Origin of the sequence: Acinetobacter ihumii (genome assembly GCF_900625095.1) — a bacterium.
GTDB lineage: Bacteria > Pseudomonadota > Gammaproteobacteria > Pseudomonadales > Moraxellaceae > Acinetobacter > Acinetobacter ihumii.
The window spans coordinates 183,825-200,148 of record NZ_LR130760.1 but is presented as its reverse complement, the minus strand read 5'-3'; the positions used below and the strand labels follow the sequence as shown (position 1 = coordinate 200,148).

General features: G+C 39.2%; 13 protein-coding genes, 1 tRNA gene and 1 pseudogene. 10 read left to right on the top strand and 5 right to left on the bottom strand.

Features of this window, described 5'->3' with window-relative positions:
• Positions 1-116: 116 nt before the first annotated feature.
• The 4 genes from cxpE to E0D95_RS00940 all read left to right on the top strand — a co-directional run bounded on the left by cxpE (position 117) and on the right by E0D95_RS00940 (position 6,431).
• Positions 117-1,331, top strand: a complete 1,215-nt coding sequence (gene cxpE, locus E0D95_RS00955) for a chloramphenicol efflux transporter CxpE (protein WP_130802122.1) — start codon at positions 117-119, stop codon at positions 1,329-1,331.
• 21 nt (positions 1,332-1,352) lie between these two features.
• The gene (gene hda / locus E0D95_RS00950) at positions 1,353-2,057 is read left to right on the top strand and encodes a DnaA regulatory inactivator Hda (RefSeq protein WP_130802121.1); all 705 of its coding nucleotides are present in this window, start codon (positions 1,353-1,355) and stop codon (positions 2,055-2,057) included.
• A gap of 119 nt (positions 2,058-2,176) precedes the next feature.
• Positions 2,177-3,991, top strand: a complete 1,815-nt coding sequence (gene rbtA, locus E0D95_RS00945; protein WP_130802120.1) for a rhombotarget A — start codon at positions 2,177-2,179, stop codon at positions 3,989-3,991.
• Between the two features lie 16 nt (positions 3,992-4,007).
• Positions 4,008-6,431, top strand: a complete 2,424-nt coding sequence (locus tag E0D95_RS00940; protein ID WP_130802119.1) for a CSLREA domain-containing protein — start codon at positions 4,008-4,010, stop codon at positions 6,429-6,431.
• Positions 6,432-6,526: 95 nt separating this feature from the next.
• Here the strand turns inward: E0D95_RS00940 and argG are convergent, their stop codons facing one another.
• Together argG and E0D95_RS00930 are read right to left on the bottom strand one after the other, a co-directional pair.
• Positions 6,527-7,867: an argininosuccinate synthase gene (gene argG, locus E0D95_RS00935; RefSeq protein ID WP_130802118.1), complete on the bottom strand. Its 1,341-nt coding sequence runs from the start codon at positions 7,865-7,867 to the stop codon at positions 6,527-6,529.
• Between the two features lie 223 nt (positions 7,868-8,090).
• Positions 8,091-8,951 carry a LysR family transcriptional regulator gene (locus tag E0D95_RS00930; protein WP_130802117.1) on the bottom strand — a complete coding sequence of 287 codons (861 nt, stop codon included), beginning with the start codon at positions 8,949-8,951 and terminating at the stop codon, positions 8,091-8,093.
• Between the two features lie 162 nt (positions 8,952-9,113).
• On the opposite strand from E0D95_RS00930, the gene E0D95_RS00925 reads away from it, so the two are divergent.
• The 3 genes from E0D95_RS00925 (at position 9,114) to E0D95_RS00915 (ending at position 12,541) form a co-directional block, all read left to right on the top strand.
• Positions 9,114-10,031 (top strand): DMT family transporter, encoded by a 918-nt coding sequence (locus tag E0D95_RS00925; protein WP_130802116.1) that lies wholly within the window; start codon positions 9,114-9,116, stop codon positions 10,029-10,031.
• 304 nt (positions 10,032-10,335) lie between these two features.
• Positions 10,336-12,366, top strand: a complete 2,031-nt coding sequence (locus E0D95_RS00920) for an NADPH-dependent 2,4-dienoyl-CoA reductase (protein ID WP_130802115.1) — start codon at positions 10,336-10,338, stop codon at positions 12,364-12,366.
• An 85-nt stretch (positions 12,367-12,451) separates the two neighbouring features.
• Positions 12,452-12,541, top strand: a tRNA-Ser gene (locus E0D95_RS00915).
• A gap of 16 nt (positions 12,542-12,557) precedes the next feature.
• Here the strand turns inward: E0D95_RS00915 and E0D95_RS00910 are convergent.
• Positions 12,558-12,740, bottom strand: a pseudogene (locus tag E0D95_RS00910) (tyrosine-type recombinase/integrase); the annotation flags it as partial.
• Between the two features lie 26 nt (positions 12,741-12,766).
• Between E0D95_RS00910 and E0D95_RS15630 the strand changes: the two are divergent.
• Positions 12,767-12,910 carry a hypothetical protein gene (locus E0D95_RS15630; protein WP_165443222.1) on the top strand — a complete coding sequence of 48 codons (144 nt, stop codon included), beginning with the start codon at positions 12,767-12,769 and terminating at the stop codon, positions 12,908-12,910.
• 133 nt (positions 12,911-13,043) lie between these two features.
• Here E0D95_RS15630 and E0D95_RS00905 read toward each other — a convergent pair whose 3' ends face one another.
• Both E0D95_RS00905 and E0D95_RS00900 read right to left on the bottom strand, forming a co-directional pair.
• Positions 13,044-14,444, bottom strand: a complete 1,401-nt coding sequence (locus E0D95_RS00905) for a heavy metal sensor histidine kinase (protein WP_130802114.1) — start codon at positions 14,442-14,444, stop codon at positions 13,044-13,046.
• A 10-nt stretch (positions 14,445-14,454) separates the two neighbouring features.
• Entirely contained in the window at positions 14,455-15,129 is a 675-nt protein-coding gene (locus E0D95_RS00900) for a heavy metal response regulator transcription factor (RefSeq protein WP_130802113.1), read from the bottom strand.
• A gap of 104 nt (positions 15,130-15,233) precedes the next feature.
• Here E0D95_RS00900 and E0D95_RS00895 point away from each other — a divergent pair, with 104 nt between their 5' ends.
• Both E0D95_RS00895 and uraH read left to right on the top strand, forming a co-directional pair.
• Positions 15,234-15,722, top strand: coding sequence for a GlcG/HbpS family heme-binding protein (locus E0D95_RS00895; protein ID WP_130802112.1), 489 nt, complete (start codon positions 15,234-15,236; stop codon positions 15,720-15,722).
• Between the two features lie 13 nt (positions 15,723-15,735).
• Positions 15,736-16,137: a hydroxyisourate hydrolase gene (gene uraH / locus E0D95_RS00890; RefSeq protein ID WP_130802111.1), complete on the top strand. Its 402-nt coding sequence runs from the start codon at positions 15,736-15,738 to the stop codon at positions 16,135-16,137.
• The last annotated feature ends 187 nt before the right edge of the window (positions 16,138-16,324 follow it).

Here is a 16,324-nt window from a genome sequence, read left to right as displayed (position 1 = left end):
CGGCAGATTATAACCTGAATATACGAAACTCTTATGTTATTTATGCTTGAAAATGCTATCTTTAATAAAATATTTTTACATCTATAAACGAATACATTAGAAAAAGGCTAGATTTTATGCAAGATCGTACGCTACGTCGTATTTTTATTTTAGCAGGTATAGCACTTTTACTTTGGGTTTTGTATTTACTCAAGCCTGTTGTGATTCCATTTATTGGTGCATTTCTAATTGCATACCTGTTTAGCCCACTGGTCGAGAAACTGACCAAAATTGGTTTGCCGCGCTGGTTGTCTATTTCAATCGTATTTATAGGGATTGGTGTGTTGCTGGTCTGGGCCATGTGGTTTCTTGTTCCTTTGGTTTGGCAACAGTTGATGTATGCTAGAGACAGTATTCCTGCTGGTATACATTGGGTGAATGCCACCTTTTTACCGTGGGTTTCCAATACCTTTAATGTCGAACGCATGGAAATTGATACCGATCAGATATCAACAGTGGTCATGCAATATATCCAGACCAATTATAGTGCGGATAGCATTCAAACCATGGCACTGCGTCTTGCACAATCAGGTCTGAATTTTATCCAGATTGGCGGCACGATAGTATTGATTCCCGTGATTGCATTTTACTTCTTGCTAGACTGGGAGAGAATGTTGCAGAGCTTGCATCGGCTGATTCCTAGACCTTATGAAGCCAGTACCATGCGTATCGTGAGGGAATGTCACAGTGTTCTGGGTGCATTCGTAAAAGGTCAATTTTTAGTCATGTTGTTACTGGGCATTGTCTATGCTGTTGGTCTGCAACTGATTGGCCTTGAAGTTGGCTTAATTATTGGAATGGTCGCAGGACTTGCCAGTATTATCCCTTATCTGGGTTTTGCGGTGGGGATTATTGCAGCCATAATTGCAACCTTATTCCAGTTTGGAGTGGACTGGATGCAATTGGTGCTGGTGGGTGTTGTCTTTATGATTGGACAGGCGGTAGAGGGCTATATTCTTCAACCGTTTTTATTGGGTGATAAAATTGGTTTATCACCAGTTGCAGTGGTCTTTGCCGTACTTGCAGGTGCACAATTGGCGGGTTTTCTGGGAATGTTAATTGCATTACCTGTCGCTGCGGTCATAGTGGTATTGCTTCGCCATGTGCGTGAAGCCTATGAACATAGTCGGATGTATGGCGCACGTACAGTCGTTGTGGATGGTGGAGATGGTCAACACATTAGTGTCGAAACTGAAAATGTTGATCTTGATATTGAAGTCAAAAAGCCGCAAGATACTGATGTATCAAATGATTCTACATACAAATCTCCCCCCAATGAACCGCGAGGCTGATAAAGAGGTTTATGACATAGCATGCGTCAACTACAATTGAATATTGAACCTCAACTTGATGCCAGAATCAGCGATTTTTCTGGACCGGGTTGGGGACATGTTGTTGATGCTGTTCGTCAGTTGCATGCAGGATTAGTCAATCGTTTTTATATTTATGGTGGGGCAGGTTCAGGTAAAAGCCATCTGCTTTCTGCTATCTGCGACTCGTATCTGGAAATTGGAAAATCTGCAATCAAGGTGTCATTACTTGAATTACTGGATGCACCCATAGAAGCCATCACTTCACTTGAACGATATGATTTGGTGGCTCTGGATGATATTGAAGCCATTAGTGGTGTTCCACACTGGCAACGTGCAGTTTTTCATCTGATTAATTATAACAATGAAGTCGGTGGACAACTGGTTTTTTCATCCCGTGTAGCTCCTATAGAACTTAAACTTGAACTTCCTGATTTACAATCGCGTCTGACACAAGCGGTCAGTGTGAAGGTTCCAAACGGAAGTCTATATGCAGATCGGGAGGCACTGGTATTATCGACCATGTCACGTCGCGGTTTGCATTTTGATCCGCAAATAATTGAATATTTGCTATTGCATGGACCGCATCAAGCCTCTTTACTATTACAAACGCTGGCACAACTTGAAAAATTACTTAAAGGTGAGAAAACTAGACTTTCCAATGCCACATTAAGACAAATTTATGCCTTAATTGATGAGTATCGCTAGTCACGTGAAAAATCTTGAGTAATTACTCAAGCTATGCGAAAGTACGCAAATTAAGTAATAAGTTGCTAGGAATTGGCGACTTTAAAAAAATAATGAAAATGGGAATGAAGGAGAAAGGTATGCTCAAGCGGGGTATAGGCGTTGGGCTATTGTGTATTTCTGGCCATGCATATTGTGCAGGTGAGATTATTGTAAACACAACAGCTGACGAAGTTAAGCAGGACACTCTCTGTTCTTTGCGTGAAGCAATTGAGTATATTAATCAGGGAATGCCAGAAGCAGGCTATAATGGCTGTGGGGGTAAAGATTCCACTGCGGTTGTGCTTTTGGAAAAACAAAAAACCTATGAATTAAATAGTCAAATTAAAATTCAGAAAAGTCTTCAACTCAAAACGACCTATGACACTGGAATTGGTGAAAATCAATATGGTGTAAATAATGCCACGATTAAAATGGTCGGCAATGACCGTATATTCTATGTATATGATGATAATAGTGAAAATGCACAATATCAGGTTTCACTTATAGAAGTAAATTTAGAAGGAAATCCAAATAGTACAATTAATAATGGTGGATTGATTTTTAATAGAGAACAGTTGGCTTTACAGTATGTGAATTTAAAAAATGGTCATGCGACTGTAAATGGTGGTGCAATTTATAATGAGGGTGTATCTACAGATAAAACTGCGGGTTATGTAGCTGCACAAAATGTGATTTTTCAAAATAATAATGCGGTACAAGGTGCTGTAATTTATAGTGAATTGCCACGTTTCAATTTTTACCAAACCGTGATTCGTCATAATAAAGCAACCGGCAATATCACTCCGACGTTACTGTATTCAGCCATTGCTTTTGATGATGAGTCGACCAGTGGAAATGCCAGTTCACGTTCGTATGGTTTAAAAAACAGCACGATCTTTAATAATACGGGTTATATTGCCAACGTTCGAGATGGCATGATTATTAATAATATCACCATGATCAGAAATAATGATGGTCTTTATTTGCAAGGCCCTAAAGGCAATGCTTATGTCTCAAATAGTATTATTGTTGAAAATGGAAGCAATAACTGTACATTTGCGCCAGATGATAAAACCAATTTGATCAATAACCTGACCAATACCAGTACAGCAGATTGTGGTCAAGGCAGTACCACTGATCCGAATGTGAACGTTGGGAATAATAAGTTATTAGCAGGAAGCCTTGAAGGCAAGTGTGACGCTGCTCCAGCGGATGGATTATTGTGTCCTTATTACACCCCTGAAAAGCAATTTTTGGGCTTTTTTAAGCCACGTCTGCTCATGTCTTATCAAACATTATCTGATTCACTGATTATCAACCGTGGTCGTGTGCTCAGTGATGGTACTAATGTCACCAGTCTTTCAAGCTGTGAAGCATCTGACCAGCGTGGCAAAACAAGAAGTACCAAAGAGTTGTGTGACTTAGGTGCAATCGAATTGGTGATTGATGCCGATTCAATTACTCCAGTCGGACAAGATATTTTATATGGAGAAACTGCGAAATTTTCAATTGCAGATCAATTGGCAGATGGTGAATTACTCCCAGCCAGCCAATGTGAAACATTACTTGGTAAAAGAGCCGATGGTCAGGCATGGCAAGCAGGTTGTTTGCAAATTGTACAAACCAATACGCCATCCAAAGGTTCGCTAACACTGGATCAGGAGGGTAATGTGACTTATGTGCCAAACGGAAACTGGCATGGTTCCGATGAGTTTAAAATTCAGGTGATGACCACGATTACCCGATTCAGTGATTCAGTAGGGAATCGTTATATTGAAATTCCAGCAAAAATTGTACAAGACCCACCAAATGACTTCAAAGACAAGAAAGTTAAAGTCAGTGGCGGAAGCTTTGGGCTTGGAATATTGATTGCATTATTGGGACTCATCGGTTTAAGACGTTACGCGAGATAAAGACAAGGAATAGGTCATGAAAAATTATAAAAAAGGACTACTGACAATCATGGTGTTATCTGGGATGTCATTGATGGCAGCAGAAGATAAAACCATTTATGTGAATACTTCTGATGATATTGATGATCAAAGTAGTAATAAATGCTCGCTTCGTATGGCTGTAAAAGCTGCTGAATTGAATCGATCTTATGGAGGGTGTGCTGCGGGTAACACTGCGCCTTCTGCTCAGGATTATATTCAATTAGAAGAAGGAACTTACAAGCTCAATACTGAACTGGTGCCAAAATCCTCCATTTCAATTATGGGGAAAATCCCGCAGGATTATAGTAAAGTTGATGTAATTACCAATGATTATCCGGCTAAAACCGCATTAAAAACCATTATTGATGGTCAAAATAAGACACGTCTCATTAATACCAGCAATAGTAAATCTAGTATTGTGGTGAGTAATGTTCGCTTTCAAAATGGTAAAAGTAATGACCGCGGTGGTGCGTTATATTTGGGTGCTGCCACCACATTGACAGGGGTCTCTATTCTAAATTCTACTGCGAATCAGGGTGGAGCTATTTATCTGGAAGGGGATAATTCATCATTAACGCTGACTGGGGGTATTTATCAGGGCAACTCTACAGTTAATGGCAATTTACCCGTGCTGGGTGATGTTCTTGCGATGAGTTGCTTGGATAATTTGGTCTATACCAAACGTACATTAACTTTTAACAATAATAGCTTTATTGGAAATGGTTCCAATTCAAGCAAAAGTACATTTGAGTTTTGCGGTGAACCTACAGCAACCTTAACTGCCAACACCATTGCTCAAAATATTACCAATCCGAATGACGGTAGTGTTTTGAAATTTACGGGTGATAGTCGAGTAAATACGGATGTTAATAAGCTCAGTACATCCAGTAGCTTAGAGATGGTCAGTAATACCATTGTTGAAAATAATGCATTTAGTACCTTTTTATATGACAAAATTGGTGTCAAAGTCTTGGCATTTAATGTATTAGCATTTAATAGTAATCGCTCATGTCGTTATTTATTGGGTGACGCAAAGGATCAAAAAAATACAGGGGTCGGTTTAGCTTATAATGCTTTAAGTTTGACTGAGGGAAGTCAAAGTCAGTGTGATGTTGCGAGTGAAGTATTACCTGAGCAACACACCAATATTAATATAAGCAGCAATAACCGAGCTGAGTTGCTCAGCAATTTACAAACACCTACAGAATATACGGGTTTTTTACCAGTTTATTTCCCGAAAGATAATAAATCGGAAACAGATTTAGTTGATGTAAACGCAGATGGTTGTAGCACACAAGATCAGCGCGGCATTAATCGTATTACTGATGGTACGCTGGTGTTAGAGCCCACTGTACGCAATAGCTGTGATATTGGCTCGACTGAAATCATGCGTTTAACCGCAGGTGATATTAATGGAATAGTCAATACTTCGTTGGTGACCTTATTAGATAGTTATCAAACAGAATTAGATTTCTTTAAAGAGCAAGTCGCAAATACCAGCACCAATCCTGATTTCTTGCCATATTATAATAAGCGCATTAAGGAATATGAGGATTTGATTACCTATACCAAGGCGAATCAAAACTATCGCGCAGTTTATGTCGATCCATTTAAATTTAGTTTACCAGATGAAGTGGTATCGATTGATGGTAGTCGTCAGATCCAACATTTAACCGCAGATAACTATGATGTGACTGTGATTCCACGTGGGGTGGGTGTAATTACCGGTAGTGGCGATGATACTAGACTCGAAGCCAAACCTGATGACCATTTGATCTGTAAATGGGATGCCAATCTAAAACGAATTGTGGCATACCGTATAGATGATGGGATTACCCAAGCGGGAGAATACAATTTCTGTCAATATACGTTGACCTTAAAAAATACTGATAAAAAATCTTCAGGTCTTATGCAGGTGAACTTTGTCAATATACCACCAATTGCCAAAGCGGATAGCTATAACATTCAATATGGCACTGATCAAAAAATTTCAGTTAATTTGCTGGAAAATGATTCTGATGATGGGGATGGTTCAGTCTCAACATTGGTTAATAAACCGAATAAACCTGCTTTTTATCAAGATTCAGAAGGGGTTGAATTACCGATTCGATTAACCACTGTTCCTTCTGGGATTACCGTAACACCTGAACGCACTGGTGCTTGTCCATATCCAGATCAGAAAGAAACTTGTTATGGCGGTAAACTCACCGTACAGGTTAAAAATAATTTCAACGTCTTTGACTACAAATTCAGCTATTTAATTTACGATGCTGATGGAGCGAAATCGCCTGAAGCGACCGTCACATTAAAAAATTCTGAATCGACACCTAATAACCAAAGTAGTAGTGGCGGGGGGAGTTTAGGTATTTTTACAATATTAGGATTGGCTGGATTAGTGCTTTATCGCCGTCGATCATAAGTGACCTAGAAATAAAAAAAGAGAGGTTCAATTGAATCTCTCTTTTTTATTGGCTCATTGAGTAGTTCAATGAGCTTTGTTATTTAAAAACAAAATTATTTTTTAGTTTCCAACTGTGGAACTGCTGAACCCTGACCAATAGACAGCAAACCGGTATTGGTGTAAATCCCAAGTTTTGCACGAGTATCGGTAATGTCCAGATTACGCATGGTCAACTGACCAATACGATCCATCGGTGTAAACATTGAATCACCTTTCTCCATCGTCAAACGCTCTGCTTCATATGTGAGATTTGGAGATTCAGTATTCATGATGGTGTAGTCATTACCACGACGCAGTTCTAAAGTCACAGTACCCGTAATGGCTTTGGCGACCCAACGTTGCGCAGTTTCACGCAGCATAAGCGCTTGTGAATCGAACCAGCGACCTTGATAAAGTAAACGACCTAAACGTAATCCGTTGATGCGGTATTGTTCAATCGTATCTTCATTGTGGATACCTGTCACCAAGCGTTCATAGGCAATGTGTAGCAATGCCATGCCTGGTGCTTCATAAATACCACGAGATTTCGCTTCAATGATACGGTTTTCAATTTGATCTGACATGCCTAGACCATGACGACCACCGATACGATTGGCTTCTAAAATAAACTCAACAGCATCTTCAATACGTTGACCATTGAGCGCGACAGGCATACCTTCTTCAAAAGTAATGCTCACTTGTTCTGGTTGAATTTCAACATCATCTTTCCAGAATGCCACACCCATAATTGGATCAACAATTTTGATACCCGCATCCAGATATTCAAGATCTTTGGCTTCGTGCGTTGCACCGAGCATATTTGAGTCAGTTGAGTAGGCTTTTTCTTTTGACATTTTATAGTCAAAGCCATTATCGATCAGGAACTGAGACATTTCAGCACGACCGCCTAACTCATCAATAAACGTTTGGTCTAACCATGGTTTATAGATTTTTAAGCTTGGATTGGTCAGCAAACCGTAACGATAAAAACGCTCAATATCATTGCCTTTATAGGTTGAACCATCACCCCAGATATTGACATCATCTTCTTTCATGGCAGTGACGAGCATGGTTCCAGTCACCGCGCGGCCCAGTGGAGTGGTGTTGAAATATGGAACACCGCCAGTACTGATATGAAACGCGCCACATTGGATTGCTGCGATCCCCTCTAAAGCCAGTTGTAAACGGCAGTCAATCAGACGGGCTTTGACCGCGCCATATTGTTCAGCTTTCTTTGGAATGGCATCGTAGTCATCTTCGTCAGGCTGACCCAGATTTGCAGTATATGCATAAGGTTCTGCGCCTTTTTGTTTCATCCACAATAAAGCTGCTGAAGTATCCAGACCACCAGAGAAGGCAATACCCACTTTTTTGCCTACTGGTACATGCTGCAAAATGGTTGCGTTATCAGTCATTGCTAATCCTAACTAACATTTGTAAAAAGACCTGAAGTGATGGTCTTGAGAATTCAGAATGGCAGATATTGTAGCACTTTTTTTATTTTATTTTTCGTGATGGTTGAATATCCGTACCGAAAAACACTAAATCTGTATGGATGGATTTGGCAGGTTCCAATACTTCATTTAAATTGAATCGATTTCAGGAGGTAAAACCTTGTGATCTCAATGAGCTACAATGTTAACTTCGTTCAAGTGAATCATTTAATCCAATAAATTGTTTTTCGATTGCAGTAAATACATGGTCATTTCGTGCAATAAGATAAAGACCAATGTTGCGATATTGCTCAGGAATTTCCCGATAATATTCAATATTAAATTTTTGAATGAGTGATTTTGCAATCATGGACACGCCCATACCTAGTTGAGTGAAATGAATCAGAGCCTCATGATCATGAATATAGGTCAGCTCACCTTTACTAAGTTGGTAATCTGCATAAATCTGATCGAGTGTCGTGGCATAACAACATGCTTCAGATGCCAATAAAATATTTTGTTGATGCAAACATTCATGAAAATGGTCATGATTAATCATATTTTTACCAATGATCACCAATTGGTCTTCAGCTTTATGAATATATTGAAGATTTTTATGTTTAGGATGACCCAGAACATAAGCAATATCAAGATTTCCAGCTAAAATTTCATCTTCAATAAAACCTGTTGCCCCAGTTTTCATGGTGATGGACAAGTCGGGATAAGCTGTATAAAGTTGGCTAAATGAGGGATAAAAACGCATACCGCCTAAACTGGTATTGGTGCCAAAACGTAAATAGTTTTCCTCTTGATAAATTTTATGTTCAGTTTCTTCCCAAGTGAACATCATTTTTTTGTATTGGCTATACAAGTTCATGCCTGATTCAGTCAGCTCAACGCCTTTGGGTTTGCGTATAAAAAGTTGGCGCTTGTAGTGATTTTCAATCTTTTTGATCTTGGCGGTCATGTTGGACTGTAAATAATTGAGCTTATGCGCTGCCGCGCTGATACTTTTCAGCTCAGCCACAGTGACAAACGATCGGATATCACTCATATCAATATTCACGGCAAAACCTCAATATTCAGGTCGATCCCATTATTCTAAAAATGAAATGTTGATCTGAAAAAGACATTAAAAAAAATGATGGATCTATTAAAACATAACATTATTCATGATGTCATTTATTTTATACACTATTGAGACCTTATCGTTTTAAGAGTAAGACCCGTGAATATTCGTGTTGTCAGTGCTATTAGCTTGCTCTGTTTGGTGTGGGGTTCTTTGTGGGGGCTGGTCAAACATAGTTTGCAGGTTTTTCCGCCTTTTTTATTTACCTCGCTACGTCTGATTTTGGCTGCTGTGACTTTAATGCTACTTCAGTTGATTTTGAAAAAAACCATTTTGCCTAAACCTAGCGAATGGAAACCTTTGGTCATTTTAAGTGCAATGGTATGCCTGGGTTTCTACGCAACGCAAATCTTTGCCATGCAATTTGTAGACTCTGGCTTGTCTGCGGTGTTGGTATTTACCATGCCTATTTTTATTGGTGTTTTGGCGCACTATGTGTTACATGAACGTCTAAACCGACAAAAGATATTAGGTTTAATTTTAGGTACATTAGGACTAATTGCCATTCTTTGGCCACAACTGTTGCATTTGAGCTGGAATTTGTCTTTGGCAGGGGAATTACTTTTGATTGGATCTGGTTTTTTCTGGGCATTGTCAACGATTTATATTAAAAGAAATTTTGCAAACTATGACAAAGTTAAACTGACGATCTGGCAACTGTTGATTGGTGGAATTGCGATTTTGATCGGTGCTTTAATATTCGAACCTGTAGATCTGACGGTCTGGAAGAATCCTTTAAATCAGTCATTGCTCTTGTATATCGCGGTTGTTGGAACTGGTTTTGCCTTTGCGCTCTGGAACTGGATTGTGAGTCAGATCGATACCTTTATCGCATCTATTTCAATTATGTGTATTCCTGTTTTGAGTTTATGTTTTGGTGCATTCATTTGGCATGAACCACTCACCATGAATATTTTGATAGGGGCTGCATTGATCTGTTCAGGAATTGTGATGAGTTCCTTAAAGCTAAAAGCAAAAAATTCAGATTTAACCTATTGTTCTAAACATCTTGACTAGATGTTGTTCTAAAGCTTCGATAGATCATTTTATAGCATGTTCTATCGGAGCAATAACGGAGTGTGGGCAATAACAGAATAAGTAGAGTTTTTTTGTAAAATAAAGATAAATTAAAATATAAATCTTCGATTTAATCAACTGCATGTCTTTGAAATATTTGAACTAAATTATTTTTTGTAATACTTGAAATGATGGATTGGCGTTTTTGCCTCAATAGCCATTCAATTCAGTCATCCAAAATTCAAAAAAAAACGCTAAAGTAGTATGCAACAAGTTGCACCGCCAAATTCGATAAGGATTCCCTATGACTAGCTATGCAAATATTTTAAAACCATTACATTTGGGTTTTACCACTATAAAAAATCGTGTTGTTATGGGGTCGATGCACACAGGCTTAGAAGACCGTTTTTATAATTATCCAAAATTAGCGGCTTATTTTGGCGAGCGTGCAAAAGGCGGTGTGGGGTTGATTATTACTGGAGGCATCTCACCCAATCGTCAAGGATGGCTTTTACCTGCGGGTGGAACCATGAATTCATTGGCTGATATTCCGCATCATCGTCTAGTCACTCATGCCGTGCATAAACATGGTGGTAAGATTTTGATGCAAATTCTGCATGCCGGTCGTTATGGCTATCAGCCTTTTGTGGTATCTGCGAGTCCCATTAAATCACCTATTTCGCCGTTTAAACCGCGCCAAATGTCGGAAAGCAATATTTTGGAGACCATCGAAGATTATGCCCGTTGCGCCAGTCTTGCCAAAAAGGCCGGCTATGATGGCGTAGAAATTATGGGGTCTGAAGGTTATTTGCTCAATCAATTCTTAAGTCGTCATGTCAATCAACGTGATGACCGTTGGGGCGGTACAGTTGAAAATCGCATGCGATTTGCAGTTGAGATTGTCAAAGCCATTCGTGAAAAAGTCGGTGAAAAATTCATCATTAGCTTTCGTTTGTCCATGCTGGATTTAGTGCATGACGGTAACACCATGCATGAGGTAATTACCATTGCGCAGGCTTTGGAAAAAGTTGGCGTGACCATTTTAAATACAGGAATTGGTTGGCACGAAGCACGTGTACCAACCATTGTGACCTCTGTGCCACGAGCGGCTTTTGTCGATTATACTGCTTATGTCAAACAGCATGTTTCGATTCCTGTGATTGCATCAAATCGTATCAATATGCCAGATACGGCTGAAGACATTTTGGCAGCAGGTAAGGCTGATATGGTGCAAATGGCACGACCATTATTAGCTGATGCTTTTTGGGTCACTAAAGTGGCGACCAATCGTGTTGATGAAATTAATACTTGTATTGCTTGTAATCAGGCGTGTCTGGATCATACCTTTAAAAATCAACGTGCGACTTGTCTGGTTAATCCACGTGCAGCCTATGAAACAGAACTAGTCTATGTGAAAGCCAAAAAGATTAAGAAAATAGCCGTTGTCGGTGGTGGCGTTGCAGGGATGTCTGCGGCAACTGTGGCAGCCAGTCGTGGACATACGGTTACTTTATTTGAAGCAAACGCTGAAATTGGTGGTCAATTCAATTTGGCAAAAGTGGTGCCGGGTAAAGAAGAATTCCATGAAACAATTCGATATTTTAAAGTTCAAATTGAAAAAACTGGAGTGGATTTACGTTTAAATACACGCGTCAACCGTGAGCAATTGGAGCGTGAAGGCTTTGATGAAGTCATTGTGGCAACAGGCGTGATTCCTCGTCAGTTAAAAATCCAAGGGAGTGATTTACCGCAAGTGCTTTCTTATGCAGAAGTTTTAAAAGGTGCTCCAGTAGGCGATAAAGTCGCAGTGATTGGGGCAGGTGGAATTGGTTTTGATGTGTCTGAGTTTTTATTGAAACCTGCCCATCAACCTCAGCCACAACCATTAGCAGATTGGCAGCGTGAATGGGGAATTGATCCTCAGCCAGATTATATGACTGAAGGTGGTTTACAACCTGCGCAACTTGAAGTACCGATTCGCCAGATTTATCTTTTACAGCGTAAAACCACGCCACTTGGAATTGGTTTAGGTAAAACTTCTGGTTGGGTACATCGTGCACAGCTGAAAAAACACGCAGTGCGTATGATGCGTGGTGTGCAATATAAAGCAGTTACCGATGAAGGCTTATGGGTTGAGCTCAATGGGCATGATCAACTGTTACGCGTCGATACAATTGTAGTGTGTGCAGGACAAGAATCAATTAAAGACATCATGCCTAATGAACATGAAAAGACACTTGCAAATTATCATATTATTGGTGGGGCAAAGCTTGCGGCTGAACTAGATGCCAAACGTGCTATTCGAGAGGGTGCTGAATTGGCTGCACAGCTCTGATGGTTGATGAAACAATATCCAATTGAATATGAGCATCAAAATTTTTCTTGAATAAAATGAAGTGTCTTTGTATTCTTACGCACATGGAAGCGTGGCAGAGCGGTTTAATGCACCGGTCTTGAAAACCGACGAGGGTGTGAGTCCTCCGTGAGTTCGAATCTCACCGCTTCCGCCAAATATTTAAAAGGGGATCAAATATATAGTTTGATTCCCTTTTTCTTTGGCACAATTTTGACACTATTCGAAATTTTAGCGATCTCTTGTTTGTTCTTAACTGAGTCAATCCACTTCGCATAACGCTTCATAAGCATCACCAGACTACGACCCAACTGTGAAGCCACATAGACCGGATTGAGTCCATTCATTAAGCATAGCCTATACCACCTATATGCAAAAATTTATGGTGAATATCGCTAACTTTTCCAAAGAAGTAGCTACCATGCTTTCCACAGCAACCATCTTTATCATTATATTGGCGCAATCAGTGATGGCGGCTATCCGTAAGAAAGATCAAAAAAATCATAGCCGTATTTTGGAAGATTAATCTTTTGGTCAACTAAAATCACCTAAGATTGATCAAAATGGAACTCTGTGCTCCATTTTATTTTTTAGTTTAAAATGAATCTTAGACTGCATCTGTCATATTTTACGATAAATCCCCTTGCGGTGAACTGCTATCATGATTCTGAATTTACTGATAGGCTCGCTAAAATTGGAAAATACACGCTGAAGCGAATACCCTGTTGAGTATTTTCTACTTGGTAAAATCCTGCATGTAATTCGACGATAGACGCAACAATAGCCAAACCTAAGCCACCAGAACGGCCTTGATTATGACGGGATGTATTACACTGATAAAAACGTTCAAATACATGGGGCAGATGTTTTTCATCTATAAAATTATTTTCGGTTAAAACGGAACAAAGGGTGTAAGATTTTTGCTCAATTTCAATGCTCTGGGTTTTAATTAAAATATTTGAATGATTTTGACCATGCAATACCGCATTTTCAATCAAATTAAACAGCGTTTGTTGCAACAGTTCAAAGTCAGCAGTAAGGTCATTTTGTGTGATTTGGGTTTGAAGGGTTATATTTTTTTCACTGGCATAGATATCTAAAAAGCTGACGATATTTTCAATTAACACCGTTAAATCGATCGTTTCAATTTTCAATTGAATATGCTGCTGATCAGCTCTAGCTAAAAACAACATACTGTTAATCATGCGTTTTAGTCGTTGATATTCTTCCAGATGCGAGACTAGCAAATCCTGATAGTCGCTAAGCTCACGTGTTTCTGACAGCAAAATCTCGGTTTGTCCGATCAGGTTATTCAGTGGTGTTCGAAACTCATGCGCAATATTTTCTGAAAACCGATTGAGTTGGTCATAACCAGCTTCTATGCGCGCCAACATATGATTAATCGCTAAGGATAATTGGCTTATTTCAGTACTGTGAGGCTGTATCTCCAGTCGCTGCCGTAAAGAACCGATATCAATCTGATGAGTTTGTTGGGTAAGTTTGCGCAACCCCGTTAAGGTGATATGACAAGTCAGCCAACCACTTAAAAATAAAATGAGGAGTCCAATACCGAAGTATAAAATTAAATCCTGACGGAACTGATGCAAAATATTAAGACGCTCAGACCATTGTTTGCCTGCAATGAGTTGATAAGACTGTCCCTGAATATTAAAATTTTTCCATGCAATTCGGGTTGAACGTTGTTGTTCATGCAAATCCAGAAAATGAATTCCAGATTGTGAGTCAAGTTTTGGGATGTTGATATGTAATGGATTAATATGAATCAGTTGTTGTTGATCATGTCTTAAAATAAATAGATTATCCTGATTGCCCAGCATGTTTTGATAGATTTTTGGACGCTGGATAATTTGCTGAATATTTTCACTGTCCTGTAATAGAACTTCTAAACGTTCAATACGGCTGGCCAAGGCTTGATCTTGCTCATTTAATAAAATGCGATGAATTGCAAAATAGGTCAGTGATCCAACGATACATAAAATAATCGTCGAGAGGAGCGTAACCAGCACTGTAAGGCGAAATTCTAAAGAGCGAACATTCATCAGCGTGCTATCAAATGTTATGTTCAGAAAATTTATAACCCAGCCCACGAATGGTGTGAATCAGTTTTAAATCATGATCATCATCAATCTTGCTGCGTAAACGTCGAACGGTGACATCAATAAAATTGGTATCGGTATCAAAATTAATGTTCCAGACGTGTGAGGCAATTTGTCGACGCGATACAATTTCATTGGGATGCTGCATAAAATAACGTAACAGCTCAAACTCTTTTTTACTCAGGTCAATCATTTGTTCGCCACGACAAGCGGTATGCTGAATCAGATCCATACTTAAATCTCCAAGACGCAATAAATTTTCGGATACAGGTTGGTGGCGACGTAATAAACTTTTGATACGAGCAAGTAGCTCAATATACGAAAAAGGTTTAACCAAATAGTCATCCGCGCCTAGTTCTAAACCTTTAACCCGATCCAGCACATGATCTTTAGCCGTTAAGAAAAGCACAGGAACCTGCGAAAATTGACGCAGTACTTTTAAAATGGTCCAGCCCTCAATATCAGGAAGCATGACATCTAAAATGACCAATTGATAACTGTTCTGTTTCAGACGTTCCAAACCGAGCAGACCCTCATGTACGCACTCTGCCTGATAACCGGATTCGTTTAAACCCTGCACCAAGTAATGGGCAATTTTGACTTCATCTTCGATGATAAGAATACGCATGTATTGCTCACTTATTTGCAACATGACAAGACTGTAATGCAACTGTCATGCTGAATATATCAAGCTTTATCTAAAATAGCTGTATGACAAATGAGGCGTGATGAATGAAACACATCATTTTAGGGTCGCTGCTGGCTTTAAGCATTACTCAAATGAGTGCTGCGCAAACGATTCAGCTTCCCCAGCAATATAATCTTGATTTAAAGACGGCTGAGTTATTAGCACAACATGCAGAACAGGCATGTCAAAATCAGTTTCATAAGCATTTGGCTGTGGCAGTTTTAGACGGTGCTGGTCTGCCTTTAATTGTGAAACGACATGAATCGGTCGGCCCACACAATGCTACTGCGGCACAGAAAAAAGCGTTTACGGCTTTATCAACCAAAACTGCAACCACTATATTTAGCCAAAATGCACGACAATCTGTCGACTCACAAAATTTGACCACTGTCCCTGAACTCTTATTATTGGGAGGTGGCTTCCCCATTCAATATCAGGATGAAATAGTCGGTGCAATTGGAGTAGCAGGTTCAGGTGGTTCAAAAAATGATGATTGGTGTGCTGAACAAGCCATCAAAATGACCTTTAAATAACAGGAGTTGAAATATGTTAAAACAATTAATATTAAGTGCCGGACTTTTAAGCAGTGTATCTGTCATGGCTGCTGATAATCCACTGAGCGTACATGTGCTTAATTTGCAAACGGGTTTACCTTCAGAAAAAGTCAGCGTGGTACTTGAAGAAAACAAAAACGGTCAGTGGGTCAAACTCAATGAAAAAATGACCAATGAAAATGGGCGAATTACTGCGCTTTATTCAGAAAATAAAAAGCTGGAGCAAGGTATTTATCGTGTGACTTTCAAGACAGGTGATTGGTTTAAACAACATAATCAAAGTAGTTTTTTCCCAGAAGTTCCTGTCATTTTTAATGTAGACGGTGCAGTAAAGCACTATCACATTCCATTGCTATTAAGCCCATATGGCTATTCGACTTACCGGGGGAATTAAGCATCCCTAAACAAAAAAAGAAGTAGAAACTGGCCAAGATCTACTTCTTTTTTTCTGTGAAAAGTGTGCAATTAAATCGGTAACTATTTGTGTATTTGTATAAATTTTCTGTTGTAATCATATCGTTATTCTATATTTATCGCTTTTATATCGATCAAAATAGATTATTTTAAAGACATTATAATCA

Excerpts from the sequence above, each read along its gene's own strand:
- E0D95_RS00940 (WP_130802119.1), top strand. The coding sequence starts at position 4,008 with ATGAAAAATTATAAAAAAGGACTACTGACAATCATGGTGTTATCTGGG.
- E0D95_RS00905 (WP_130802114.1), bottom strand. The coding sequence starts at position 14,444 with ATGAATGTTCGCTCTTTAGAATTTCGCCTTACAGTGCTGGTTACGCTC.
- hda (WP_130802121.1), top strand. The coding sequence starts at position 1,353 with ATGCGTCAACTACAATTGAATATTGAACCTCAACTTGATGCCAGAATC.
- E0D95_RS00920 (WP_130802115.1), top strand. The coding sequence starts at position 10,336 with ATGACTAGCTATGCAAATATTTTAAAACCATTACATTTGGGTTTTACC.
- rbtA (WP_130802120.1), top strand. The coding sequence starts at position 2,177 with ATGCTCAAGCGGGGTATAGGCGTTGGGCTATTGTGTATTTCTGGCCAT.
- E0D95_RS00900 (WP_130802113.1), bottom strand. The coding sequence starts at position 15,129 with ATGCGTATTCTTATCATCGAAGATGAAGTCAAAATTGCCCATTACTTG.
- E0D95_RS15630 (WP_165443222.1), top strand. The coding sequence starts at position 12,767 with ATGGTGAATATCGCTAACTTTTCCAAAGAAGTAGCTACCATGCTTTCC.
- uraH (WP_130802111.1), top strand. The coding sequence starts at position 15,736 with ATGTTAAAACAATTAATATTAAGTGCCGGACTTTTAAGCAGTGTATCT.
- E0D95_RS00895 (WP_130802112.1), top strand. The coding sequence starts at position 15,234 with ATGAAACACATCATTTTAGGGTCGCTGCTGGCTTTAAGCATTACTCAA.
- argG (WP_130802118.1), bottom strand. The coding sequence starts at position 7,867 with ATGACTGATAACGCAACCATTTTGCAGCATGTACCAGTAGGCAAAAAA.
- cxpE (WP_130802122.1), top strand. The coding sequence starts at position 117 with ATGCAAGATCGTACGCTACGTCGTATTTTTATTTTAGCAGGTATAGCA.